General features: G+C 69.8%; 22 protein-coding genes and 1 pseudogene. 3 read left to right on the top strand and 20 right to left on the bottom strand.

From position 1 onward, the window contains the following. Positions 1–111: 111 nt before the first annotated feature. From ACLLJJ_RS30055 to ACLLJJ_RS29990, 14 genes and pseudogenes are all read right to left on the bottom strand, one after another. Positions 112–1,092, bottom strand: a pseudogene (locus tag ACLLJJ_RS30055) (ATP-binding protein); the annotation flags it as partial. Further along, a complete protein-coding gene (locus ACLLJJ_RS30050) occupies positions 1,092–1,460 on the bottom strand; it encodes a YraN family protein (RefSeq protein WP_434597150.1) in 369 nt (122 codons plus the stop codon). The gene ACLLJJ_RS30050 and the pseudogene ACLLJJ_RS30055, both read right to left, overlap by 1 nt. 98 nt (positions 1,461–1,558) lie before the next feature. Continuing rightward, the gene (locus ACLLJJ_RS30045) at positions 1,559–1,867 is read right to left on the bottom strand and encodes a DUF2469 domain-containing protein (RefSeq protein WP_003993268.1); all 309 of its coding nucleotides are present in this window, start codon (positions 1,865–1,867) and stop codon (positions 1,559–1,561) included. A gap of 55 nt (positions 1,868–1,922) precedes the next feature. Continuing rightward, positions 1,923–2,447, bottom strand: coding sequence for an NUDIX hydrolase (locus tag ACLLJJ_RS30040; protein WP_434597144.1), 525 nt, complete (start codon positions 2,445–2,447; stop codon positions 1,923–1,925). A gap of 19 nt (positions 2,448–2,466) precedes the next feature. Further along, positions 2,467–3,225: a signal peptidase I gene (lepB, locus tag ACLLJJ_RS30035; protein ID WP_434597143.1), complete on the bottom strand. Its 759-nt coding sequence runs from the start codon at positions 3,223–3,225 to the stop codon at positions 2,467–2,469. Positions 3,226–3,275: 50 nt separating this feature from the next. Further along, on the bottom strand, positions 3,276–4,199 hold the full coding sequence (gene lepB, locus ACLLJJ_RS30030; protein WP_434600562.1) for a signal peptidase I: 924 nt from the start codon (positions 4,197–4,199) through the stop codon (positions 3,276–3,278). Further along, positions 4,126–5,178: a signal peptidase I gene (gene lepB, locus ACLLJJ_RS30025; protein ID WP_434597141.1), complete on the bottom strand. Its 1,053-nt coding sequence runs from the start codon at positions 5,176–5,178 to the stop codon at positions 4,126–4,128. The genes lepB (ACLLJJ_RS30030) and lepB (ACLLJJ_RS30025) overlap by 74 nt, the downstream gene beginning before the upstream one ends. Then, positions 5,171–5,932, bottom strand: coding sequence for a signal peptidase I (gene lepB / locus ACLLJJ_RS30020; RefSeq protein WP_434597139.1), 762 nt, complete (start codon positions 5,930–5,932; stop codon positions 5,171–5,173). Before lepB (ACLLJJ_RS30020) ends, lepB (ACLLJJ_RS30025) begins: the two co-directional genes overlap by 8 nt. Positions 5,933–5,978: 46 nt before the next feature. Then, positions 5,979–6,329, bottom strand: coding sequence for a 50S ribosomal protein L19 (rplS, locus tag ACLLJJ_RS30015; RefSeq protein WP_283515794.1), 351 nt, complete (start codon positions 6,327–6,329; stop codon positions 5,979–5,981). Between the two features lie 134 nt (positions 6,330–6,463). Next, positions 6,464–7,285, bottom strand: coding sequence for a tRNA (guanosine(37)-N1)-methyltransferase TrmD (gene trmD / locus ACLLJJ_RS30010; protein ID WP_434597136.1), 822 nt, complete (start codon positions 7,283–7,285; stop codon positions 6,464–6,466). Beyond that, positions 7,285–7,887, bottom strand: coding sequence for a ribosome maturation factor RimM (gene rimM / locus ACLLJJ_RS30005; RefSeq protein ID WP_434597134.1), 603 nt, complete (start codon positions 7,885–7,887; stop codon positions 7,285–7,287). The genes trmD and rimM overlap by 1 nt, the downstream gene beginning before the upstream one ends. 102 nt (positions 7,888–7,989) lie before the next feature. Beyond that, entirely contained in the window at positions 7,990–8,229 is a 240-nt protein-coding gene (locus tag ACLLJJ_RS30000; protein ID WP_283515791.1) for an RNA-binding protein, read from the bottom strand. A 2-nt stretch (positions 8,230–8,231) separates the two neighbouring features. Then, complete coding sequence (rpsP, locus tag ACLLJJ_RS29995; protein WP_434597131.1) at positions 8,232–8,687, bottom strand: 30S ribosomal protein S16; 456 nt, start codon at positions 8,685–8,687, stop codon at positions 8,232–8,234. 222 nt (positions 8,688–8,909) lie between these two features. After that, positions 8,910–9,503: a hypothetical protein gene (locus tag ACLLJJ_RS29990; protein WP_434597130.1), complete on the bottom strand. Its 594-nt coding sequence runs from the start codon at positions 9,501–9,503 to the stop codon at positions 8,910–8,912. Between the two features lie 576 nt (positions 9,504–10,079). Here ACLLJJ_RS29990 and ACLLJJ_RS29985 point away from each other — a divergent pair. Further along, on the top strand, positions 10,080–10,949 hold the full coding sequence (locus ACLLJJ_RS29985; RefSeq protein WP_434597128.1) for an SAM-dependent methyltransferase: 870 nt from the start codon (positions 10,080–10,082) through the stop codon (positions 10,947–10,949). Between the two features lie 108 nt (positions 10,950–11,057). On the opposite strand, the gene ffh is transcribed toward ACLLJJ_RS29985, so the two are convergent. From ffh to nsdA, 5 genes are all read right to left on the bottom strand, one after another. Further along, a complete protein-coding gene (gene ffh / locus ACLLJJ_RS29980; RefSeq protein WP_434597125.1) occupies positions 11,058–12,608 on the bottom strand; it encodes a signal recognition particle protein in 1,551 nt (516 codons plus the stop codon). A 134-nt stretch (positions 12,609–12,742) separates the two neighbouring features. Then, positions 12,743–15,220: a [protein-PII] uridylyltransferase gene (locus tag ACLLJJ_RS29975; RefSeq protein WP_434597123.1), complete on the bottom strand. Its 2,478-nt coding sequence runs from the start codon at positions 15,218–15,220 to the stop codon at positions 12,743–12,745. A gap of 84 nt (positions 15,221–15,304) precedes the next feature. Continuing rightward, on the bottom strand, positions 15,305–15,643 hold the full coding sequence (locus ACLLJJ_RS29970; RefSeq protein WP_274562355.1) for a P-II family nitrogen regulator: 339 nt from the start codon (positions 15,641–15,643) through the stop codon (positions 15,305–15,307). After that, a complete protein-coding gene (locus tag ACLLJJ_RS29965; protein ID WP_434597120.1) occupies positions 15,640–17,004 on the bottom strand; it encodes an ammonium transporter in 1,365 nt (454 codons plus the stop codon). Before ACLLJJ_RS29965 ends, ACLLJJ_RS29970 begins: the two co-directional genes overlap by 4 nt. Positions 17,005–17,347: 343 nt before the next feature. Next, positions 17,348–18,823, bottom strand: coding sequence for a transcriptional repressor NsdA (gene nsdA / locus ACLLJJ_RS29960; RefSeq protein WP_434597118.1), 1,476 nt, complete (start codon positions 18,821–18,823; stop codon positions 17,348–17,350). A gap of 426 nt (positions 18,824–19,249) precedes the next feature. On the opposite strand from nsdA, the gene ACLLJJ_RS29955 reads away from it, so the two are divergent. After that, positions 19,250–19,921: a bifunctional DNA primase/polymerase gene (locus tag ACLLJJ_RS29955; protein ID WP_434597115.1), complete on the top strand. Its 672-nt coding sequence runs from the start codon at positions 19,250–19,252 to the stop codon at positions 19,919–19,921. 98 nt (positions 19,922–20,019) lie between these two features. Here ACLLJJ_RS29955 and ftsY read toward each other — a convergent pair whose 3' ends face one another. Then, positions 20,020–21,243 carry a signal recognition particle-docking protein FtsY gene (ftsY, locus tag ACLLJJ_RS29950; RefSeq protein ID WP_434597112.1) on the bottom strand — a complete coding sequence of 408 codons (1,224 nt, stop codon included), beginning with the start codon at positions 21,241–21,243 and terminating at the stop codon, positions 20,020–20,022. Positions 21,244–21,394: 151 nt separating this feature from the next. On the opposite strand from ftsY, the gene ACLLJJ_RS29945 reads away from it, so the two are divergent. Beyond that, positions 21,395–22,858, top strand: coding sequence for a cytosine permease (locus ACLLJJ_RS29945; protein WP_434597110.1), 1,464 nt, complete (start codon positions 21,395–21,397; stop codon positions 22,856–22,858). Positions 22,859–22,871 lie beyond the last annotated feature (13 nt).

Here is a 22,871-nt window from a genome sequence, read left to right as displayed (position 1 = left end):
GTTTCATCCCGTACGGGGCGAACAGAAGCAAACCGTTAGCTAAAGACCTACGTGACGCGGCCAAAAGGCCCCTGAACGAGGGACACGAACACTTCGTTAGTGGTCGCTAAAGTCCAGAAAGAGCACGCCCCGATGCGCGAGCGAAACGGCCCCCGGCCTCGGCAGCCCGTTGCCCCCGCCGACGAGCGACTGCATCGTCGCCGAATGGTGCGGGGCGCAGTAGGGCGGGGTCGTGACCAGAGGTTCGCCCGGCGGCAGGATGCCCGCCACCGAGTGCACCGCGGTCACCTCCAGCGACTCCGATCTTGTCAGTGCCGGAAGAATCGCGGGCAATCGCTCCGCCAGCATCGTCTTGCCCGCGCCCGGCGGTCCGTGCAGCAGCAGATGGTGTCGGCCCGCCGCCGCGACCGCCAGGGCCGTGCGTGCCCCGCGCTGCCCGGCGACATCCGCGAGGTCCGGTTCGTTGCCCTCGCCGTCACCGATGGCCAGCCCGGTGCCCGCCCCCGCGCCGGGCACCATGAGCCCGGACAGCATCGGGTCCGGCCGCCCCTTCTCCCGCTCCTCCTCCTCCGGCACCTCCGCGCCCGTCAGTACCGCGATGAGCTGGCGCAGGCTGCGCACGCCCAGCACCGAGATCCCCGGCACCAGCGCGGCCTCCGCCGCGGTCTGCTCCGGTACGACGACCTGGCGGTATCCGGCCTCGGCCGCGGCAAGGACCGCGGGCAGCACACCGCGCACCGGGCGGACCCGGCCGTCCAGCCCCAGCTCCCCGATCATCACCAGGTCGGCGATCTCCCTGGGATCGATGCGCTCCGCCGCCCCCAGGACGGCTACGGCGACAGCGATATCAAATCCGCTGCCGCTCTTGGGCACGGATGCCGGGCTGAGCCCCACGGTGAGCTTCTTCTGAGGCCAGTCGGCGCCCGAGTTCACCACCGCCGCCCGCACCCGGTCCCGGCTCTCGGTCAGGCTCTTGTCCGGCAGCCCCACCAGCGAGAAGGCCGCCACCCCCGGCTCCAGGTCCGCCTGGACCTCCACCACCACGCCCTCGACCCCGACGAGCGCCACCGAACACGTACGCGCGAATCCCATCAGGCCACCCCCCGCGCGTGCTCGACGACCGGTGCCCCGCGCCGCGGCAGCACCACCCCGACGAGGTCGATGCGCACCCCGCCCGGCGGCGGCCCGCCGTGCTCGTGCGTCCAGCGTTCGGCGAGATGACGCAGCCGCTGTGCCTTGACCTGTCTGACGGCTTCCATCGGGTGCTCGAACGGGCCCGCTCTGCGAGTCTTGACCTCGCAGATGACCAGCGCGTCGCCGTCCCGGGCGACGATGTCGATCTCCCCGGCACGGCAACGCCAGTTGCGCTCCAGGACGGTCATGCCGACCTCGGTCAGCCTGCGGACCGCCAACTCCTCGCCGTACCTGCCGAGTGCACCTGTCGCATTCTTCGCGTTCATTCGGTTCCACCTCCGGAACCGAATGTGCCGCGAACACCGCAAACTAGTGGATCTTGGTGGACAACCGGCCGGTTGTGGAAAACTCAGCCACCCGGACCTCAGCCACTCGGAAGCTCAAGGTCACTCTTGTTGAGCTCCTCGATATTCACGTCCTTGAACGTGAGCACGCGCACCTGCTTGACGAACCTGGCCGGCCGGTACATGTCCCAGACCCAGGCATCCGCCATGGAAACTTCGAAGAAAACCTCACCCTGCACCGAGTGCACCTGCATCTCGTAGTCATTGGTGAGGTAAAAACGCCGCTCGGTCTCGATCACGTATTTGAACAGACCGACGACATCGCGGTACTCCCGGTAGAGCTTCAGCTCCATCTCGGTCTCGTACTTCTCGAGGTCCTCGGCGCTCATGGCATGTTCCCCTTCAGCCTTGCGTCCCCTCAGCGTGCGCCAGCCCCGTGCGCCCCTATGCGACTTCCGGGGCCAAGACCATCGGCGTACTTGGAGGACCTTCGTCGAGCAGCGTACGCAGCAGCCCGGCGAGCTTGATGGGATACACCGTCTCACGCGTCGCGGACAGTTCGGCGGAGGTCCACCACCTCAACCCGGCGACGCTCCGCCGCTCCAGTCCGGTCATCCCGTCCATCACGGTCTTCGTCCGGTTTGTACGGGCCAGATAGAACCACTCGTCCTGTTCCCAGCGCCGCCCGTCGAACGGGAACGAGCAGATGCGCTGCCACAGCACGGGGCCGAGCTCGACCTCTGTGATGCCCGTCTCCTCGGCGACTTCGCGCAGAGCGGCCTGCGCCCTCGTCTCGTCGCCCTCCAGACCGCCGCCCGGGGTGAACCACCAGGTGTTCGCCGGATCGTCCGGCTCGTACCCGTGCAACAGCAGGACCCGGTCCTGCGGATCGAGCAGGATCACCCGCGCGACTCTCCGCAGGGGCGCCCCGGACACCCCGCTCGCTCCCGCTCCAGCGCTCATTCCCATATCACCGTCCACGCTCGGATCACCGCTCACCGGCAGTGGCAGCCTGCGCGGTCCTCGCCGTCTTCGCCTTCCTCCGCCGGACCCGCTGCGCGATCGGTCCGTACGCCGCTCCACCGAAGATCAGCACCATGCCCGTCACGACAGTGGCCAGCACCAGAACGATCGGCCCCGGCCGCGAGACCCCGCCCGGCAGTGCCTCGAAGCTCTGCGGGCGGTCGAGTATCCCGCCCATGGGCCAGGCAATGGCGTCCACGCGGGCGTCCACCTTGGAGACCGGCACCGTCCCCTTGGCGGCGTCCCCGATGTGCCCTCGCGAGTCCACCGACGTACGCCGCTCGTCCCCCAACAGGAAGAGGTGGCCCTCGGGCACCTCGGAGGTGAAGGGTGCGGTCGAGGCCGGTTCACCGCTCTGCAGATACGGTTCATCGAGGGGCTTGCCATTCAGCGTGAGCCGGCCGCCCTTGGCGCAGCAGGTGACCTTGTCACCGCCGACGGCGACCACACGCTTGACCATCGGCAGATTGCCCCACAGCGAGTCGGTGAAGACCACTACGTCTCCGCGCCGCACGTCGGCGCCGCCTATTCGCTGCGCCAGCACCCGGTCCCCCGCCTTGACCGACGGGGTCATCGAGTCGGTCGGCACCGTGTACGGCTTGTACTGCACGGCTCCCCAGGCGAACCCGCCGAGGAAGAGCACACAGCCGACGGCCACGGCCAGCCCCGACAGCACACTGCCGAGCCGGCCGCGGCCGTCTTCTTTACGTCCTGTTCCGCTCATCCCAGCGCTCCCCACTTCGGAGATCGGCAATCGCTGATCCGAGCGGCACCCTACCCGGCGGTACGCCCGGCGGTCAGCTTCCGCCTGCGCCAGAGCACCAGAGGCACCGCGCCCGCGAGGCCCAACGCGCTGGGCGCCGCGTTCATCGCTGCCGAGGCGGCGTTCAGCCCGGACTGGTCGAACGTGCCGGGAACGGGCAGCGTCGACCAGCGATTGACCGGCCAGGCCACCACGATGGCGCGTCCGACGACCTCGCTGACCGCGACCGTGCCACCGCCGTCGAGCTCTTGGTGGTAACGGGAATCCAGCGAGTTCTGCCGGTGGTCGCCCATCACCCAGATCCGGCCGTCGGGCACCTTGAGCGGTCCGAACGGCTCGTCGTTGCACGGGGTGTCACCGGGGAAGATGTACGACTTCTCGTCCAGCGCCTTGCCGTTGACCTGAACCGGCCCGTTCTTCTTGCACTCGACCGTGTCACCGCCGACCGCGATGACCCGCTTGATCAGGTCCTTCTCCTCCGCCGACGGCATCAGGCCGATGAAGCTGAGGAACTTCTGCACGACGTTCGGGTCGGGCGCCGTGGTGTCGTCCAGCCAGCCGCCCGGGTCGTGGAACACCACGACCTCGCCGCGCTCGGGCTCGGAGCCGAACCACGGTGTCAGTTTGTCGACCAGCACCCGGTCGCCCCGTTGCAGAGTGTCCTGCATCGAGTCCGACGGAATCGAGAACGCCTGCACCAGAAATGTCTTGATCAGCAGAGCCAGCAGGAGCGCGATACCGATCAGCAGCGGCAGCTCCTTCCAGAAGGAACGGGCCTTCTTGGGCCTCTCCCTCTCGTCGCCGTCCGCCGTGTCGTCGTCGAGCCCCGGAGCCTGGCCCGCGTACTCCGCGCTGCGCACCTCATCTGCCGCGGCCGCGGGTGACTCTGGCCGGTCCTCGGGCTCGTCGCGTCCGGATCGTGCGCCGACCGCCAAATCCCCCACATCCACTCCTCACTCCGTGCCACTGCCCACGCCATAGGAGGCGCAGACCCACCACTCCCATAACGAGCGGGAGTTCCGCAGGGGTCGGGAGCCGGATCATCACGTTCGGATCCTGGGACGCCACCCTATTCGACGGACCGAGGGCCGACGTCGCCGCGGCGCGCGCGTCAGGGACCGAGGCGTACGTCCCGGGCTCCTCCAACTGCCGCCAGTGGGAGAACGGCCAGGCGATGACGACAGCCCTTCCCACCACCTCTTCCTCCGAGACCGTGCCGGTGAACTGCTCGTCCAGGTGGAACCGGGAGTCCGCCGAGTTCGACCGGTGGTCGCCCATCACGAAGAGCCGCCCGACCGGGACCTTGACCTCGAATTTAAGGCTCGACGGACGGTCGCCCGGATTCAAATAGGGTTCCGCGAGCGGTACAGCGTTGACGGTGACCCGTCCGTCCTTGTCGCAGCACTTCACGGTGTCCCCGCCGACCGCGACGACCCGCTTGATCAGATCCTGTTCGTCCTCGGAGGGCAGCAGGCCGATGAAGGTCAGGGCCGCCTTGATCTGCTTGACGCCGACGGGGTCGTTCTTGATCTCGGTCTTCTCGTCCTTGAGCCAGCCACCGGGGTCCTTGAAGACGACCACGTCGCCGCGCTCGGGTCTCGACCCGAACCACGGCGTCAGTTTGTCGACCAGCACCCGGTCGCCGATCCGGATCGTCTGCTCCATCGAGCCGGACGGGATCACGAAGGCCTGCACCAGGAACGTCTTGAGCACGAGCGCGATCAGCAGCGCCACGGTTATCAGGATCGGTATCTCTTTGACGGCCGACCTGCGCCGCCGCCGCTTCACCTTGCGCGCGAGTTTGCGCCGGTCCGCCCGGCCAGGCAGCACGGGCCCACTCGTCGGCCGCGTCCCCGTCGGCAGCCGGGTGTCCGCCCGATGGCCGCCCGATCGGGCCCGTCCGCGGTTACCCATGGGCCCCGACCGGTCCGGGCGCCCGTACCTGCGTGAAGGCGTCCGACCGCTCCAGTGCCGACCAGCGGCCCATCGGCCAGCCGATCCAGTCGGCCCGCCCGATGACCATGTCGACGGGCACCATGCCGCCGCCGGGCTCCCCCAGGTGGTCACGGGAGTCACGGGAGTGCGACCTGTGGTCGCCCATGACCCACAGCGTGCCCTGCGGTACGACGATGTCGAACGGGACCTCTGACGGGGTGTCGCCCGGGTGCAGATACTTCTCGTCCACCGGTCGGCCGTTCACCTCGACCCTCCCCCGCTCGTCGCAGCACACGACGCGGTCACCCCCCACGCCCACCACGCGCTTGATGTAGTCGGTCTCGGCCGGCTCGGCCAGTCCCACGGCCGCGGCCACCCACCGCACCAGCCCGGTGACCGGGTTTCCGGCCGGCTCCTCCTGCGTGAAGGACCCGGTGCCGTCGAACACGATCACATCGCCGCGCCGCGGTACAGAACCGAAACGGTACGCCACCTTATTGACGAGTACCCGGTCCCCGATGTTCAACGTGGGCTCCATGGAGCCGCTCGGAATCAGGAAGGGCTGGAGCACGAAAGTGCTGAACAACAGCAGAAAGGACGCGCAGGCGAGGCCGAGCAGAGCGGGCCTGCGCCACGGGGCGTCCAGAAAACGCACAGAGCGCGACCCCTCTCCCTCCCCCGCTTCAGGGGGGGAAGAGCGGTCGCGCTCCGAGACGTGTTCTTCGGTGTCCATCGGGACCTGAGCCTATCCGGCCGGTCCCTCGGCGCCTGTGGTGCGATCAGCGGTCGCGCTTCTCCTTGATCTTCGCGGCCTTGCCGCGCAGCTCACGGAGGTAGTACAGCTTCGCGCGACGGACGGCGCCACGGCTGACGAGCTCGATCTTCTCGAAGATCGGGCTGTGCACCGGGAAGGTGCGCTCGACACCGACGGAGAAGGAGACCTTGCGGACCGTGAAGGACTCGCTGACGCCGGCACCCTGACGGCGGACGACTACGCCCTTGAACTGCTGCACACGCGAGCGGTTGCCCTCGATGACGCGAACGTGGACGTTCACGGTGTCACCGGGACGGAAGGCGGGCAGGTCGGTACGCAGCGATGCGGCGTTCACTTCGTCGAGCAGGCTTGCCATGTTGGCTGCTTTCTTCGCGCCGATGCCACAGGTCATCGAGCGGTATGTGTAGAGAAGTATTCGAGGTGCTGTCCGCGTCGGGCGGGCGTCGTTCCCCCTGTGGCAGGGGCGCACGCCGGACACACAGCAGCGGCCTATTCTTCCACGGCTTCGGGGCTGCGCCCAAATCGGCCGTCGGCCCCCGGCTGCCAGCCGAGAATGCTCAGCATCTGCCGGTCGTGCTTGTCGAAGGCGGCCGGGTCACAACGCTCGATCAGATCCGGCCTGTTGGCGGTCGTACGGCGCAGCGCCTCGTCCCGCCGCCACCGGGCGATCTTCCCGTGATGCCCGTTGAGCAGGACGTCCGGGATGTCACGGCCGCGCCACTCGGGCGGCTTGGTGTAGACGGGGCCTTCGAGGAGATTGGCCATGGCGCCGGGCGCGAAGGAGTCGTCACGGTGCGATTCGGCGTTGCCGAGGACGCCGGGCAACAGCCTGGCCACCGCCTCTGTGATCACCAGCACCGCGGCCTCGCCACCGGCCAGCACGTAGTCCCCGATGGATACCTCGTACACGGGCATCCGGGTCGCGTACTCGTCGATGACACGGCGGTCGATGCCCTCGTAGCGCGCGGGCGCGAAGACCAGCCAGGGGCGCTCGGACAGTTCGACCGCGACCTCCTGGGTGAAGGGCCGGCCGCTGGGCGTTGGCACGACGAGGACCGGGCCGTGCGCGCCGGTCTCGTAGCCGCTCGCCAGGGCCTCGTCGAGCGCGGCACCCCACGGGCCGGTCTTCATGACCATGCCGGGGCCGCCGCCGTACGGGGTGTCGTCGACCGTGTTGTGCCGGTCGTAGGTCCACTCCCGCAGATCGTGCACGTGTACGTCGAGCTGCCCACGCGCGCGTGCCTTGCCGACGAGCGAGACGTTCAGCGGCTCCAAGTACTCGGGGAAGATCGTGACGACGTCGAGCCTCATCAGCCCTTGTCCTCCGGCGCGGCCTTCTCCTCGGTCTCCGCCTCGGTCTCCGCCTCGTCGCCGGCCTCGGTGTCGGCCTCGGTGTCGGCCTGGCCGCCGTCGATCAGGCCGGGAGGCGGGGTGATGACGGCCCGCTGCTCCTCCAGATCGATCTCGCTGACGATCTCCTCGACGAAGGGGATCATGACCTCGCTGCCGTCGGGCCGTGCCACGACGAAGAGGTCCTGGGACGGGAGGTGCAGGATCTCGGTGATGCGGCCGACATCCGTGCCGTCCTGAAGGACCACGTCGAGGTCCATCAGCTGGTGGTCGTAGAACTCCTCGGGGTCCTCCGGCACCGCCTCCGGGTCCACATCCGCGATCAGGAGTGTGTTGCGCAGCGCCTCGGCACCCGTACGGTCCTTGACGCCCTCGAAGCGCAGCAGCAGCCTGCCGCTGTGCACCCGGCCGGTCTCGACCGTCAGCGGCCCGGTCGATGCGGGCTCCGTGGCGAGTACGGCGCCGGGCCCGAGCCGCAGCTCCGGCTCGTCCGTACGTACTTCAACGGTGACTTCGCCCTTGATTCCATGGGCGCGGCCGATCCGCGCGACTACCAGCTGCACTCTTGTCTCTCCTGTCGTGTGCCTGCGGCATTGCTCCGCAGACGACTACGGGCCGGGGCGGGCCGAAGCCCTCCCCGGCCCGTGCCGGTAACGCTCAATACTTCAGTGCGCCTGGTCCACGTCGACGAGGTCGACGCGGATGCCACGGCCACCGATGGCGCCCACGACGGTGCGCAGGGCGCGTGCGGTGCGGCCGTTACGGCCGATCACCTTACCGAGGTCGTCGGGGTGCACCCGAACTTCGAGCACACGCCCACGACGCAGGTCCCGCGAGGCGACCTGCACATCGCCGGGGTTGTCGACGATGCCCTTCACGAGGTGCTCGAGAGCGTCCTCGAGCATGATCAGGCCTCGGTGGGCTCAGCAGCGGCCGCCGGGGACGCAGCGTCCTCAGCAGGCTCGTCCGCCTTCTTGTCGGCCTTCTTCGCCTTGGGGGTGATGGCCTCACCCTTGGGCTCGTCCGCGGCGTCCTTGGTGAGGGCCTCGAACAGCGCGCGCTTGTCGGCCTTCGGCTCCGGCATGAGCAGCGGGGCCGGGGCGGGAAGGCCCTTGTGCGCCTGCCAGTCGCCCGTGAGCTTCAGGATGGCGAGCACCGGCTCGGTCGGCTGTGCGCCGACGGACAGCCAGTACTGCGCGCGCTCCGCGTTGACCTCGATGCGCGAGGGGTTCTGCACCGGGTGGTACAGGCCGATCTCCTCGATCGCCCGGCCATCACGGCGGGTGCGGGAGTCGGAAACGACGATGCGGTAGTGAGGCGAACGGATCTTGCCCAGACGCTTCAGCTTGATCTTGACTGCCACTGGAGTGGTCTCTCCTGGAATTGACGTGGTTGGGCACAACAAGATGCCACGTGGGGTTGCGGTACTCGGGGTGCCCGATGGACGCGTCAGCCGGAGGAGAGAGGGGTCCTGTGCGGCTGTCGAGTACAGCTAGCCATTGTGCCACACACCTGCGGCGCGGCATCACCCGACCGACATCGTCCTCCGGTACGGGGCGCGGGCGCGGCGGTGGCGAGAAAGAGGTCAGCCGGCCGCGACCACTACCTCGGGGATGCGGAACGGCTTGCCGCAGCCGCCGCAGACGATCGGGGCCTGGGCCAGGACCGACGGGACGACGCGGACATTGCGTCCACAGTCGCACACGGCCTTCACCCGCACCCCGCCGCCGGACGAACCGTGCCTGGCGGCAGGTCCGCGGAAGGTGCGCTTGGTGTCCGAGGTCGTCGCGACCGTGTGGGCCTTCAGGGCACGCTGCAACCGCTCGATGGTGGGCCGGTAGCGTCGCTTCGCCTCCGGGTTGAGCGAGACCAGTGAGAAGCCGCTGCTCGGGTGCGGCTCCTCCGGGTGGTCGAGCCCGAGCTCCTCGGCGATCGCGAGGAATCTGCGGTTGTGGTATCGGCCGGCGCGCGAGGTGTCACGGACGCCTCGTGCGGCGGCGATGCCGTGGACTGCCTCGTGCAGCAGTCGTTCGAAGGAGAGCTTCGCGCCACAGGCGGACGAAGACTCTCCGATCAGGGACTCGGGCGCGGCTAGATCCGGCAGCTCGGCGTGGTACCGCTGAATATCGGCCCATGCCTGTGCCAGCTCTGCGGCGAGAACAGGTGGTGTCGTGCTCACGTCGTGACAACGAGCCGAGGTGCCCCGGTGTTCCTATTCCGGGGCATCCCAAATAATTTGCACGTACCAGTCAGTTGCCATTGATGCATCCCGACGAGGGCGGGTGCGCTGATCTGCGGAGAACTCGCGCAGCTCACGCCAAGCCGGTACGTACCCGCGCGTACGCCCCGGCGCGTAGCCAATGCCCGCACGCCGGGACATCAGTTGGGGCGGGAGGCGCTGCTGTCGACCCATGCGTCGACCGCGACCCGACCGGCCCGGATCCGCGACAGCGAGGGTATCGGGTGGGCCGTGGCCGCCCGGTGTCGCCCCACCCCCGACGGACCGGACACCGCACGGCCACGGTCGGTCCGGACGTCGTTGCCGTGGCGGGAATCCCGAACCGGCGGCACTCTTGAACGTGAATCCGCTCCGGCGCGGGGGCGCACAACCGGGGCACACAAGCATTGCCATACAACCCCTGGACTTGGGGACGGATGCGCAGTTCCCTGGCATACGGGGGATGTACGAGCGCACGCACACGGGGGATGCCAATAAGGGCAAGACATGACCTCTCGGCGGATTGGGGCGCTTTCGATGACACCGACGCTCGTCCAGCACCACCTGAACACGGCCTCGGCACCCCCCACGGGCGCGGACGCGCGCGCCCGCGACTGGGCCGAGATCCAGGAACGGATGCTGGTGCCGCTCTATGAAGCGGTGTACGAGCGGCTCGGGGTGGGCGCCGCCACCCGGCTGCTCGCCCTTGGCTGCGGCTCGGGTCTCGCCCTGCTGATCGCGGAGTCCCGCGGCGCCTGCGTGACGGGGGTCGACGCCGACCGCGAACGGGTCGCCCTGGCCCGCGAACGCCTGTTGCCGGACGGCACGCCGACCCGCGAGCCCGAGGACGGCCCGGCCAAGCTCGCCCGGCTGTTCGACTGCGGCTCGGTGGAAGGCAGGGACCCCAGCGAGCCGGCGTACAACCTCGTCACGGCCCTCGAACCGCTCGGCTGCGCCGCCGGGGACTCGGAGGGGCTCGCGCCCGCACTCGAAGGCGCGCTGCCGCTCGCGGAGCGGGGCAGTCCGGTGGTCCTGGTGGGCTGGGGCCCGCCGGAGCGCTGCGCCACTTCGGCCGTCCTTCGGGTCGCCTCCCGGCTGACGGACACCCTGCGCAGCACTGGCGGCGTCTGGCGCCCCGCGCACCGGGACGACCTGGAGAACGTGGCCGCGCGGGCCGGGCTCAAGCCGGACGGCTCGGGCCGGGTGGCGTGCCCCTTCGGGTACGCCGACACGGAGAGCGCCGTACGCGGCCTGCTGTCGACCGGGCTCTTCGACGCGGCGATACGGGCGACCGATCCGGCGCAGGTCGAGAAGGAACTGGCAGAGGCGCTTCATCCGTACGTGCGTCGGGACCGGACGGTCTGGATGCCGAACGTGTTCCGTTACCTGATCGCACGCACACCCTGAGTCCGGGACCCGTGGGCCCGAGGCACCAACGCGCTGTGGGCGCCCACTCTTTGAAGGAGGGGCGCCCACAGCGACGTAGGAGCGCTGACGCACGTCAGGGGACGGGCGTCAGCCCATGAACTTCTTGAACTCGTCCGGCAGCGCGAAGTCCTGCGGGCTCTGCGCGGGCGGCTGACCCGCCGCGCCACCCGACTGAGCGGCCTGCTCGCGGCGCTCGGTCTCGGCCTGCTCCTCCGCCTTGCGCTTCATCGGGTTGCCGCTCTTGCGCTTGCCCTTGGCCTGCTTGACCTGCTTCTTCTGCCGGCCGGGTCCACCACCCATGCCCGGAATCCCCGGCATGCCCGGCATCCCGCCGCCCTGCGCCATCTTCGACATCATCTTGCGGGCGTCGAAGAACCGCTCCACCAGGTTCTTCACGGCGCTGACCTCGACGCCCGAGCCCTTGGCGACCCGGGCCCGGCGCGAGCCGTTGATGATCGTCGGGTCCTGGCGCTCCGCAGGCGTCATCGACTTGATGATCGCGGCGGTACGGTCCACATCGCGCTCGTCGATGTTGTTGATCTGGTCCTTGATCTGCCCCATGCCGGGCATCATGCCGAGCAGCTTGGAGATGGAGCCCATCTTGCGGACCTGCTCCATCTGGGACAGGAAGTCGTCGAGCGTGAACTCCTTGGGGCCCTTCGCCAGCTTGGCCGCCATCGCTTCGGCCTCTTGCTGGCTGAAGGTCTGCTCGGCCCGCTCGATGAGCGAGAGCATGTCGCCCATGCCGAGAATGCGGGACGCCATGCGGTCCGGGTGGAACGCGTCGAAGTCGTCCAACTTCTCGCCGTTGGAGGCGAACATGATCTGACGGCCGGTCACCTCGGCGATCGACAGCGCCGCACCACCGCGTGCGTCACCGTCGAGCTTGGACAGCACCACGCCGTCGAAGCCGACGCCGTCGCGGAAGGCCTCCGCGGTGTTGACCGCGTCCTGACCGATCATCGCGTCGACGACGAACAGGATCTCGTCGGGGCTGACGGCGTCGCGGATGTCCGCGGCCTGGCGCATCAGCTCCTGGTCGATACCGAGGCGGCCCGCGGTGTCGACGATGACGATGTCGTGCTGCTTGTTCTTGGCGTACTCGATCGAGTCCTTTGCCACCTTGACCGGGTCACCGACACCGTTGCCGGGCTCCGGCGCGTACACCGCAACGCCGGCACGTTCGGCGACGACGCTCAGCTGGTTCACGGCGTTGGGGCGCTGGAGGTCACAGGCCACCAGGATCGGGGAGTGGCCCTGACCCTTGAGCCAGAGGCCGAGCTTTCCCGCGAGGGTGGTCTTACCGGCGCCCTGGAGACCCGCGAGCATGATCACGGTGGGCGGGTTCTTGGAGAAGCGCAACCGACGGGTCTCACCGCCGAGGATGCCTACGAGCTCCTCGTTGACGATCTTGATGACCTGCTGGGCCGGGTTCAGCGACTGGGAGACCTCGGAGCCGGCGGCGCGCTCCTTGATCCTGACGATGAACGCACGCACGACCGGCAGCGCGACATCCGCTTCGAGCAGGGCGATACGGATTTCACGGGCCGTGGCGTCGATGTCCGCCTCGGAAAGGCGGCCCTTGCCCCGGAGGCTTTTGAATGTCGCTGCGAGGCGGTCGGAAAGAGTATCGAACACGGCGGTCGCGGATCCTCGGGTCGGGGGCGGGCGGACGAGTCGCACTCCAGGGTATCCGCCCTGGCAACACAAGCGGCTCCCGCCCGTCGAACGACGACGGGGCGGGAGCCCGGAACGGGGCAACGACGGGGCCGCTAGCGCAGCCTGTCCTCCATCACCCGCGCCAACTCGGCGGCCACAGCCCCCGGCAGGGGGTCCCCCTCCGGGGTCGTCACATAGAACGCGTCGACCGCGTTCGCGCCCAGTGTGGACACGTGCGCGCTGCGCACCAGCACCGAGGCGGCCTCCAGCGCGTGCCCGATGCGGTACAGCAGCCCCGGGGCGTCCTGCGCGCGCACCTCGATCACCGTCGCGAGCTGTGAGCCCGCCGACGCCAGCGTCACGCGCGGCGGCGGAGCGTGCGAACCGCGACGGCGGGGGTTCTTCTCGTACGCCTTCTCGCGCTCCGCCAGCCTCGCCGGAATGTCCAGCGAGCCGTCCAGGGCCCGTACGAGATCGGCACGCAGCCGGGTCGCCTGCGGCAACGAGCCGTACTCGGCCGCGACCCGCCAGTCGAGCAGCAGCACCGCCGAGGGGGCTTCCCCTTCGACGGCCATCGGATCGGGCAGCTCGGCGGCGCGCAGTTCTGCCGTGCGTACGGTCAGCCGGTGCATCGCGAGGACGCCGGCCACGGCCGGGAGCACCCCGGGCTGGTCGGGTACCGCGATCAGCAGCTCGACGCCGAGCGGCTCAGGTGCGTCGCCCTCCTGCGCCGCCGGCCCCTCCGTCTGGGCGTGCAGCGACAGGACCGGGCCGCCGGTACGGAAGGCCTCAACGGCGAGGCGCTCCTGCTCCGCGCTGGGGACGGTGGTCTGTTCGGGAGCGGCGGGTGCCTCGCCGGCCAGCACTGCGGCGACCCGCTTGGCCAGGTCGGTGACGAGGGAGGCACGCCAGGTGCTCCAGGCGGCGGGCCCGGTGGCCAGCGCGTCGGCCTCAGTGAGGGCGTGCAGCAGCTCCAGGGTGCCCGTCGAGCCGACGGCGTCGGCGACGGCCCGGACGGTGGACGGGTCGTCCAGGTCGCGGCGGGTGGCGGTCTCGACGAGGAGGAGGTGGTGACGTACGAGCGTGGCGATCACCTCCACGTCCTGGCTGGTGAAGCCGATCCGGGTGGCCGCGTCGCGGGCGATGATCTCGCCGGCCACCGAGTGGTCCCCCGGCCATCCCTTGCCGATGTCGTGCAGGAGGGCGGCGATCAGCAGCAGGTCGGGGCGGCCGACCCGGCGGGTCAGCGAGGAGGCCTGCACCGCGGTCTCCACCAGGTGCCGGTCGACGGTCCAGGTGTGCACGGCGTTGCGCTGCGGGCGGCAGCGCACCCGCTCCCAGTCCGGCAGCAGCCGGGTGATCAGTCCTTCCGCCTCCAGCGCCTCCCACACCCCGATGGTCGCCTGCCCGGCGCCGAGCAGCGTGATGAGTTCCTGGCGCGCCTCGGCCGGCCACGGCACGGGCAGGGGGCGTGTGGTGGCGGCCATGCGCCGTACGGCGTGCATGGACATCGGCAACTCGGACTGGGCCGCGGCGGCGGCTGCCCGCAGGGGGAGCACGGGGTCGCGTTCGGGGCGCGCGGTGCGGGCGAGCACCACCTCGCCCTCCTGCTCGACCACGCCCTCCGCGAGGGGGGTGCGGTCGTTGACCGGTCTGCTGCCGAGCATGGCGCGCAGCCGGGGGCGCACGGAGCGGGCGCGCAGCACCCGGTTCACCTCGCGCCAGGTGACGTCGCTGGCGTACGAGATGGTGCGGGCCGACTCGTACACCTCCCGCAGCAGGGTGTCGGCGTCGAGCAGGCCGAGTTCGGCGGCGACCTGGTCCTGTTCCTGGAGGGCGAGACGGTCGGTGGCGCGGCCGGTGGTCAAGTGCAGTGCGTCGCGTACGTCGAGGAGTTTGCGCCGCGCCCCGTCGAGGCCTTCGCGCGGGGCGTCGGCGAGCCAGGAGGCCGCGACGGCGCGCAGCACGGTGGCGTCCCGCAGTCCGCCCCGCGCCTCCTTGAGGTCGGGCTCCAGGAGGTATTGGAGTTCCCCCTGGCGCACGGCGCGCTCCTGGCACAGTTCGTGGAGTTCGGGCAGGCGTTTGGGTGCCAGGTTTCGCCAGTCGGCGAGTACCGCGGTGCGCATCCCGGCGGTGAGGCCCAGGTCGCCCGCCACATGACGGGCGTCGAGCAGTCCGAGCTGCGCCTTGAGGTCCTCACCCGCCGTCTTGCGGGCCTCGGCGGGCGTCCGTACGGAATGGTCGAGGTCCAGGCCCAGGTCCCACACGGGGTACCAGACGCGGTCCGCGAGTGCGGCGATGGCGCCCTTCTCCGCGTTGCCGTCGTGCAGGAGCAGCAGGTCGAGGTCGCTGCGCGGCGAGAGCTCGCCGCGGCCGTAGCCGCCGACGGCGACCAAGGCCGCGCCGCGTACGCCCGCCGACCGTGCGGCCGTGCTGAACAGCGCTTCCAGCCACTCGTCGGTCAGCCGGGCGAGCCCGGCACGGCGCGGCGGCCCGGACTGCGACTTCTCCTGGAGAAGTCGCAGCCGGGCCGCCGCGTAGCCGCTGGGTCCCGAGTCCTCTGTTCCGGTGCTCACATCAACGCTCGTCACCCAGCAGCTCCCGTTCACGCTTTCGTTCCACGAGGTCCTCCGCAGGCCCAACGAGTGAAGGCCCGAGGAGATCCTCCGGGGGTCCTAGAGGGCGTCCGGGCCGCGTTCGCCGGTCCGTACCCGGACCGCCGTCTCGACGGGGACGCTCCACACCTTGCCGTCGCCGATCTTGCCCGTACGGGCGGCTTTCACCACCACGTCGATGAGCTGTTCGGCGTCACTGTCCTCGACCAGCACCTCGATGCGGATCTTCGGTACGAGGTCGACGGTGTACTCGGCGCCGCGGTAGACCTCCGTGTGACCGCGCTGGCGTCCGTACCCGCTGGCCTCGGTGACCGTCAGCCCCTGGACGCCGAAGGCCTGGAGCGCCTCCTTGATCTCGTCGAGCCGGTGCGGCTTGACGACTGCGGTGATGAGTTTCATGCATCCACCTTCTTGGTCTTCGGCCCGGCTCCGGCCGTGCCGCTCTGGCCCGGGGCGTGGACGGCCGTTCGGGAGGCCGAGCCGCCGCCGGCTCCGCTGAAGTCGTAGCCCGTCTCGGCATGTTCGACCTGGTCGATGCCGGCGACCTCGACGTCCTCGTCGACCCGCATGCCCATCGTCTTGTCGATGGCGAACGCCAGGACCGCGGAGACGATCAGAGAGTAGGCCAGGACCGCGAAGACTCCGACGGCCTGCTTGCCGAGCTGGTCGAGCCCGCCGCCGTAGAAGAGGCCCTTGGCGTCGGACTGCACACCGCCGGTGGCGAAGAAGCCGACGAGGAGCGAGCCCACGACACCGCCGACGAGGTGGACGCCGACGACGTCCAGGGAGTCGTCGTATCCGAGCTTGTACTTCAGGCCGACGGCCATGGCGCACAGCACACCGGCGATGGCGCCGACCGCGATGGCACCGAGCGGGCTGACGGCGCCGCCGGACGGAGTGATGGCGACGAGGCCCGCGACCGCGCCGGAGGCGGCGCCGAGGGTGGTGAAGGAGCCGTGGCGGAGCTTCTCGTACGCGAGCCAGGCGAGCATCGCCGCCGCCGTGGCGACCTGCGTGTTGATGAACATCACGGCGCCGACGCCGTCGTCGTTGCCCAGCCAGGAGCCGGCGTTGAAGCCGAACCAGCCGAACCACAGCAGACCGGCGCCGAGCATTACCAGCGGGAGGCTGTGCGGGCGCATCGGGTCCTTCTTGAACCCGACGCGCTTGCCGATGACGAGGATCACGCCGAGGGCGGCCGCGCCCGCGTTGATGTGGACGGCGGTGCCGCCCGCGAAGTCGATGACGCCCAGGTCGAAGAGCCAGCCGCCCTCGGCCCACACCCAGTGCGCGACCGGGAAGTAGACGACGGTGACCCACAGCGTGATGAACAGCGTCCAGGCGGTGAACTTCACCCGGTCGGCCAGCGCACCGCTGATGAGAGCGGGGGTGAGCACCGCGAACATCAGCTGGAACACGGCGAAGCCATAGACCGGGATGGTGTAGCCGCCCCAGAGTTCGGTGACTCCGATGCCGCTCAGGCCGACGTAGTCGGAGGACCAGCCGATGACGGATCCGATATCGGTGCCGAAGGCGAGGCTGAACCCGTAGAGCACCCACAGGATCGTGACGATCCCGAGGCTGATGAAGCTCATCATCAGCATGTTCAGCGTCGACTTGACGCGGACCATGCCTCCGTAGAAGAAGGCCAGGCCAGGCGTCATGAGCATCACCATGGCGGAACAGATGAGCATGAAGCCGGTATTGGCGGCAGACAGCTCTGGGGCGTCTGCGGCAAGCGTCGTGATGCCTGGAGGCATCGGCGTCTCCTCGTCGTCGGTGCGGCCCGTGCGGGGGCGGAGCCTGTTGGCCTGTACGGCAAGAAATGGGGTGAGCCGGTTATGCGCCCTGAGGTTGGCCCAGCGCCGTTTCGGTCAGTGCCGCACGATGTTTCGCCACAGTGACGAAGAGGTCCCACGTGTTACGTACGAATGAACTCCCGGATCGCATTCGGGTGACGCGGATACCCTCTGCCCCCATCGGAGCGCCCTCGCCCGCGCACAGCGGGAACCGGCCGCGACCTTCACCCGCTGACCTGGCGCGGGGGAGCCGAGTCGGGCTGTACGGGGTGACTGTCGCGGCCGGCGTCGGTGGGCCGCCCGCTCAGACCGCTTCGGCGGCTTCGGGCAGCTGGGCGGCGAGCCGGTCGGTCAGGTCGACGACTTCGGCGACGTCGCCGAAGTCCCTGGCGGCCGTGTCGACCGTCTTGCGGAGCCGGTTGTTGACACGCTCCGAGCGCACGCTCTTGGCGACGCGCAGCGCCAGCCCCGACAGCACCACGGACTGCTCGGGCTCCTTCTTGAGCAGATGCACGGTGGCCATGCCGATGAGGTTGAGTGCGTACGACCGCTGATGCTCGGGGTCCTTGCCGAAGAGGTCCACGGCGCGCTGCATCACCGGCTCGGACAGTGAGGCGTAGGTGGGGCTGCGGCCGGCCACATAGGCCAGGTCGCGGTAGGAGTGCGCGTTCTCCCCGTTGAGCTCGGCCTCGGAGAAGAAGCGGATCCAGTCGGGCTCGGGCTCGCCGTCCAGGCCGGAGTCCTCGAAGGTGTTCTCCGCCATCCGGACGGCCCGCTTGCACTTGCTGGGCTGGCCCATGTTGGCGTACGCGCGGGCCTCCATCGCATACAGCATGGCCTGGGTCCTGGGGGTGGCGCAGTCCCTGCTGCCGTACTGGGCGAGGTGGACCAGTTCCAGGGCGTCGTCGGGGCGGCCGAGGTGGATCATCTGGCGGCTCATGCTGGACAGGACGTACGAGCCGAGCGGCTTGTCGCCCGCCTCCTTGGCGGCGTGCAGGGCGAGGACGAAGTACTTCTGCGCGGTGGGTTGGAGACCCACGTCGTAGCTCATCCAGCCGGCCAGCTCGGCCAGCTCGGCCGCGCACCTGAAGAGCCGCTTGGAGGTGGCGGCGGGCTGCGACTCCTGGAGCAGGTCGGTCACTTCGTGGAGCTGTCCGACGACGGCCTTGCGCCGCAGGCCGCCACCGCACTGGGCGTCCCACTGGCGGAACATCATGGTCGTGGACTCCAGCAGGTCCAGCTCGGGATCCGAGAGCCGTGAGGGCCGCCGGGACGCGGCAGCCGGCTCCGGGTGGCTGGGCCCGCCGGGCGGAGAGGGCACCAGCCAGCGCTGCATGGGCTCGATGAGCGCGGGGCCCGCGGCCAGCGCCAGCGAGGTCCCGAGGAAGCCGCGCCGCGCGAGCATCAGGTCGCTGCGGGAGAATTCGCTGAGCAGCGCGACCGTCTGCGGACCGGCCCAGGGCAGGTCGACCCCGGACACCGAGGGCGACTGGTGGGCGGAGCGCAGCCCGAGGTCCTCCACGGCGACGACGCTGCCGAAGCGCTCAGAGAAGAGCTCGGAGAGGATGCGCGGAATCGGCTCGCGAGGCTGCTCGCCGTCCAGCCAGCGGCGGACCCGCGAGGTGTCCGTGCTGATGTGGTGGGCACCCATCTGCCGCGCTCTGCGGTTGACTTGGCGTGCGAGCTCTCCCTTGGACCAGCCGCTGCGCGCGAACCACGAGCCCAGCTGCTCGTTCGGGCGCTTTTCAGCGTTCGTACCGCCTGCGCCACTGCCGCCCACTGGAAGCCCCCATCCCGCTGAATCCTCTTTTGCACGAACCCCTAACAGAATGCCGTGAGTTGCGGCCCGCTGTCCGGAGGATGCGCCCCCTCGAACAGGCAAACGGATTGCCTCCGGCATACCCAAATGCGCGCCCGTTCCGAGGTTCGTGTACTGAAAGTAATCCTACGATCACCCCTCCGGCGAGGGCGATCCCTGAAACGCCACCATTCGCCACCCCTTCGAATGAACTCCCCCGCCGCTGGGCGCGATTCACTTGACAGACGACGATCAGGAGTCGGTGGAGCGAAGTGCGCCGGGGCGCGCGGGCCGGTCCGCACCACCCCCGTGGACACAGTGCGCCGCCGGATCCATCCGGGCGAGACGCACTGTCACCGGGCCGCTCCGGATCGTAACCACCGGCGCTTTTCACCCGTTGGAGGGGGCATGGGCTTCACGATCGGTGGCATCCGCGAGATCAGGTCCGGCTCACGGCGTCGCAGCCGCGCATCAGAGTGCACAACGGTGGCCGAGTACACCGGCCTGTGGGGCTGGGCCGTACGGCCGGGCGCCAGGGCCGGGAACCCGGCCGGCGCCGGCGGGGCCCGGGAGTGCTCGTGCGGGGACGCCGGGTGCGGGTCGCCGGGCGCCCACCCTCTGGAGTTCGCGCCCGAAGTGCCCGCGGGCGCCACCCTCGACGAGGTCACCACGACCTGGTCGCAGTTCCCCGGCGCGGCGGTACTGCTGCCGGTGGGCCACTCCTTCGACGTCATCGACGTGGCCGAGGCCGCGGGGCGCCGGGCACTCGTACGGCTGGAGCGGATGGGGCTGCCCCTCGGTCCGGTGGCCGCCACCCCGGACGGCCGGGCGCACTTTTTCGTCGCCCCCGGGGCGACCGCCGAGCTTCCGCAGCTGCTCTACCGGATGGGCTGGGACGACGCGGATCTCGACCTGCGCGGCCTGGGCGCCGGAGACCACATCACGGCGCCGCCCTCCGACCTCGGCGGCCTGGGGCCGGTCCGCTGGCTGCGCCCGCCGGCCCTGGACACGGCGGCGCCCCCGCAGGCCCGGCTGCTGCTCGGCACCCTCGCGTACATCTGCCACCGCCTGCTGCCCTGAGGGGCCATGAAACCGAAGTGCCCCACCGCATCCGCACCATGCGGTGGGGCACTTCTTCGCTACGTACGCACGCGCTCGTGCGCGATCGCTCGCGCGGGTCAGTCGCCGATCAGCGCGTCGACGAACGCCTCGGGTTCGAACGGCGCGAGATCGTCCGCGCCCTCGCCCAGGCCGACCAACTTCACCGGCACGCCCAGCTCGCGCTGGACCGCGATCACGATGCCGCCCTTGGCCGTGCCGTCCAGCTTGGTGAGCACGATGCCGGTGATCTCCACGACCTCGGCGAACACCCGCGCCTGGACCAGACCGTTCTGCCCGGTCGTCGCGTCGAGCACGAGCAGCACCTCGTCCAGCGGGCCGTGCTTCTCCACGACTCGCTTGACCTTGCCGAGCTCGTCCATGAGCCCGGTCTTGGTGTGCAGGCGCCCGGCGGTGTCGATGAGTACGACGTCCGCGCCCTCGGCGATACCTTCCTTCACCGCGTCGAAGGCGATCGACGCGGGGTCGCCGCCCTCGGGGCCGCGTACCGTGCGCGCGCCGACCCGCTCGCCCCAGGTCTGGAGCTGATCGGCGGCAGCGGCGCGGAAAGTGTCCGCCGCGCCCAGCACCACGCTGCGGCCGTCGGCCACCAGGACGCGGGCGAGCTTGCCGGTCGTGGTGGTCTTGCCGGTGCCGTTGACGCCGACGACCATGACGACGCCGGGGGTCTCCTCGCCGCCCTCGGTCCTGACCGTGCGGTCCATCTCGGTGTCCAGGAGGCGGAGCAGCTCCTCGCGCAGGAGCGTGCGCAGCTCCTCGGGCGAGCGGGTACCGAGCACCCGGACGCGCTCGCGCAGCCGCTCGACCAGCTCCTGAGTGGGAGCGACGCCGACGTCCGCCGTGATCAGCGTGTCCTCGATCTCCTCCCAGGTGTCCTCGTCGAGGTGCTCACGGGAGAGCAGGGTCAACAGACCCTTGCCGAGCGAGTTCTGCGAGCGGGCGAGCCGGGCACGCAGCCGCACCAGGCGGCCCGCGGTGGGCTCGGGGATCTCGATCTCGGGCGCGACGGGCGGTGCGACGACCGGGTCCTCGACGGCGACGGGCTCCGCCAGGGCCGTCTCGGCGTCGGGGAGGTCCACCTCCTCGATGGTCCGGCGCGCCTCGTCGCGCGGTGGTGCCGCGTCCTCACCGACCTGCGGTTCGACGGGCGGAGCTGTGACGGTCGGGGCGCTCGGCGGCGATGCGGGCGGCAGCTGCTTCTTCCGGCGGCTGCCGACCACGAGCCCGCTGATAGCGCCGACCGCGACCAGGGCGATGAGAACAACAAGAATGACGATTTCCATAACCCTCCCAGTATCAGTCACTCCGCATCCGGCGACCTCTTTGGAGGATCGCACCAGAAGCCCAGGGGCAAATTAGACCTTTTGATATGACCTTAGGTTGGTGTGCCCGTAGGATGCTGTTGGTTCCCCCACCTCTGCACGGAGTTCCCCCATGCCTGAAGCGACCGCCCCCGAGTCCGGGAGCGCGATAGAGACCCGCGGTCTCGAACCCGTTCCCGACGCCGAACGCTCGGGCCGTGTCCGTGAACTCTTTCCCACCTGGGTCGCCGCCAATATCAGCGTGCTGCTGCTCACCATGGGCGCGGGCCTGGTCGTTTTCAACGGCCTGAACATCTGGCAGGTGCTGGCCGTCGCCTTCGCGGCGCCCGTCCTGTCGTACGGCCTGGTCGGCCTGATCTCCATCGCGGGCAAGCGCGGCGGCTCCCCCGGCATGGCTCTCTCACGCGCCGTCTTCGGCCAGCGCGGCAATCTCTTCCCCGGCTCGCTCATCTGGGTCGCCCGCTGGGGCTGGGAGACGATCAACGCGGTGACCGGCGCATACGCCGTGCTGACCGTGCTCGACCTGCTCTTCGGCATCAAGAGCAACACCGTGCTGATCGTCGTGACACTGCTGCTCTTCGTCGGCTGCACGTTCGTCGTCTCGGGCCTCGGCATCAACGCCCTGCGCCGGTGCAGCACCTGGTCGACGTACCTCTTCGGCGCCTTCAGCGTCCTCGTGCTCGCCTATCTGATCGCCGACACCGACTGGTCCGCCGTCTTCGCCAAGCCGGCCGGATCCACCGCCATGATGATCGCGGGCATCGGAACCATCGCGGCCGGCGGCATCAGCTGGGTCCCCTCGGGTCCCGACTTCACCCGCTACCTGCCCCGCAAGGCCTCCGGCAGGGCGCTGGTCGGCACCACGATCGGTGGTGCGGGCGTCGTTGTCCTGCCGATGGTGCTGATGGGCTCGGTGATGGCCGTCAGCACGCCCGACCTGGCGTCGGCCTCCGACCCGGTCTCCTTCATCGGCGAGCTGCTGCCGACCTGGATCGCCGTTCCGTATCTGCTGATCGCCCTGATCGGCATGCTGCTGATCAACTCGATGTCGATGTACTCGGCCGGCTTCACCGCGCAGACGCTGGGCATCAAGGTGCCGCGCGCCTGGGCCGTGAGCGTGAACGCGATCATCAGCCTGATCTTCGGTTTCCTGCTGATGGTGGTGTCGACCAGCTTCTTCGGTTCCTTCATCTCCTTCCTGACACTGCTCGCGGTGGCGTTCTCGGCCTGGATCGGCGTCTTCGGCGTGGACATGCTGCGCCGCCGCACCTACGACGGCGACGCCCTGATGGACACCACGCGCACCAGCGCCTACTGGTATCGCGGCGGCTTCGCCTGGTCGGCCATGGCCTCGTGGGGCGCCGCACTGCTGGTGGGCCTGCTGTTCACCAAGGTCGACTGGTTCACCGGCCCGCTGGCCGGCTCCTGGATCGGGCGCAACGGCCTGGGCTGGGCGGCGACGATCGTCGTGGCGGCGCTGCTGTACGCGCTCCTGCCGAGGCCGAAGGACACAAGCGTGAAGAGCGGCCCCGCGGCTCGGACCGAGCCGGAGCCCGCCGCGACCCTGTCTATCTGACGCATCGTCAACT

The sequence above is a fragment of the Streptomyces sp. A5-4 genome (genome assembly GCF_051131715.1).
Taxonomy (GTDB): domain Bacteria; phylum Actinomycetota; class Actinomycetes; order Streptomycetales; family Streptomycetaceae; genus Streptomyces.
The sequence above is the reverse complement of the archived record's forward strand: the minus strand, read 5'-3'. Positions and strand labels throughout refer to the sequence as shown.

Excerpts from the sequence above, each read along its gene's own strand:
- ACLLJJ_RS30050 (WP_434597150.1), bottom strand. The coding sequence starts at position 1,460 with ATGAACGCGAAGAATGCGACAGGTGCACTCGGCAGGTACGGCGAGGAG.
- ACLLJJ_RS30045 (WP_003993268.1), bottom strand. The coding sequence starts at position 1,867 with ATGAGCGCCGAGGACCTCGAGAAGTACGAGACCGAGATGGAGCTGAAG.
- ACLLJJ_RS30040 (WP_434597144.1), bottom strand. The coding sequence starts at position 2,447 with ATGGGAATGAGCGCTGGAGCGGGAGCGAGCGGGGTGTCCGGGGCGCCC.
- lepB (WP_434597143.1), bottom strand. The coding sequence starts at position 3,225 with ATGAGCGGAACAGGACGTAAAGAAGACGGCCGCGGCCGGCTCGGCAGT.
- lepB (WP_434597141.1), bottom strand. The coding sequence starts at position 5,178 with ATGGGTAACCGCGGACGGGCCCGATCGGGCGGCCATCGGGCGGACACC.
- lepB (WP_434597139.1), bottom strand. The coding sequence starts at position 5,932 with ATGGACACCGAAGAACACGTCTCGGAGCGCGACCGCTCTTCCCCCCCT.
- rplS (WP_283515794.1), bottom strand. The coding sequence starts at position 6,329 with ATGGCAAGCCTGCTCGACGAAGTGAACGCCGCATCGCTGCGTACCGAC.
- trmD (WP_434597136.1), bottom strand. The coding sequence starts at position 7,285 with ATGAGGCTCGACGTCGTCACGATCTTCCCCGAGTACTTGGAGCCGCTG.
- ACLLJJ_RS30000 (WP_283515791.1), bottom strand. The coding sequence starts at position 8,229 with ATGCTCGAGGACGCTCTCGAGCACCTCGTGAAGGGCATCGTCGACAAC.
- ACLLJJ_RS29985 (WP_434597128.1), top strand. The coding sequence starts at position 10,080 with ATGACACCGACGCTCGTCCAGCACCACCTGAACACGGCCTCGGCACCC.
- ACLLJJ_RS29970 (WP_274562355.1), bottom strand. The coding sequence starts at position 15,643 with ATGAAACTCATCACCGCAGTCGTCAAGCCGCACCGGCTCGACGAGATC.
- ACLLJJ_RS29965 (WP_434597120.1), bottom strand. The coding sequence starts at position 17,004 with ATGCCTCCAGGCATCACGACGCTTGCCGCAGACGCCCCAGAGCTGTCT.
- ACLLJJ_RS29955 (WP_434597115.1), top strand. The coding sequence starts at position 19,250 with ATGGGCTTCACGATCGGTGGCATCCGCGAGATCAGGTCCGGCTCACGG.
- ftsY (WP_434597112.1), bottom strand. The coding sequence starts at position 21,243 with ATGGAAATCGTCATTCTTGTTGTTCTCATCGCCCTGGTCGCGGTCGGC.
- ACLLJJ_RS29945 (WP_434597110.1), top strand. The coding sequence starts at position 21,395 with ATGCCTGAAGCGACCGCCCCCGAGTCCGGGAGCGCGATAGAGACCCGC.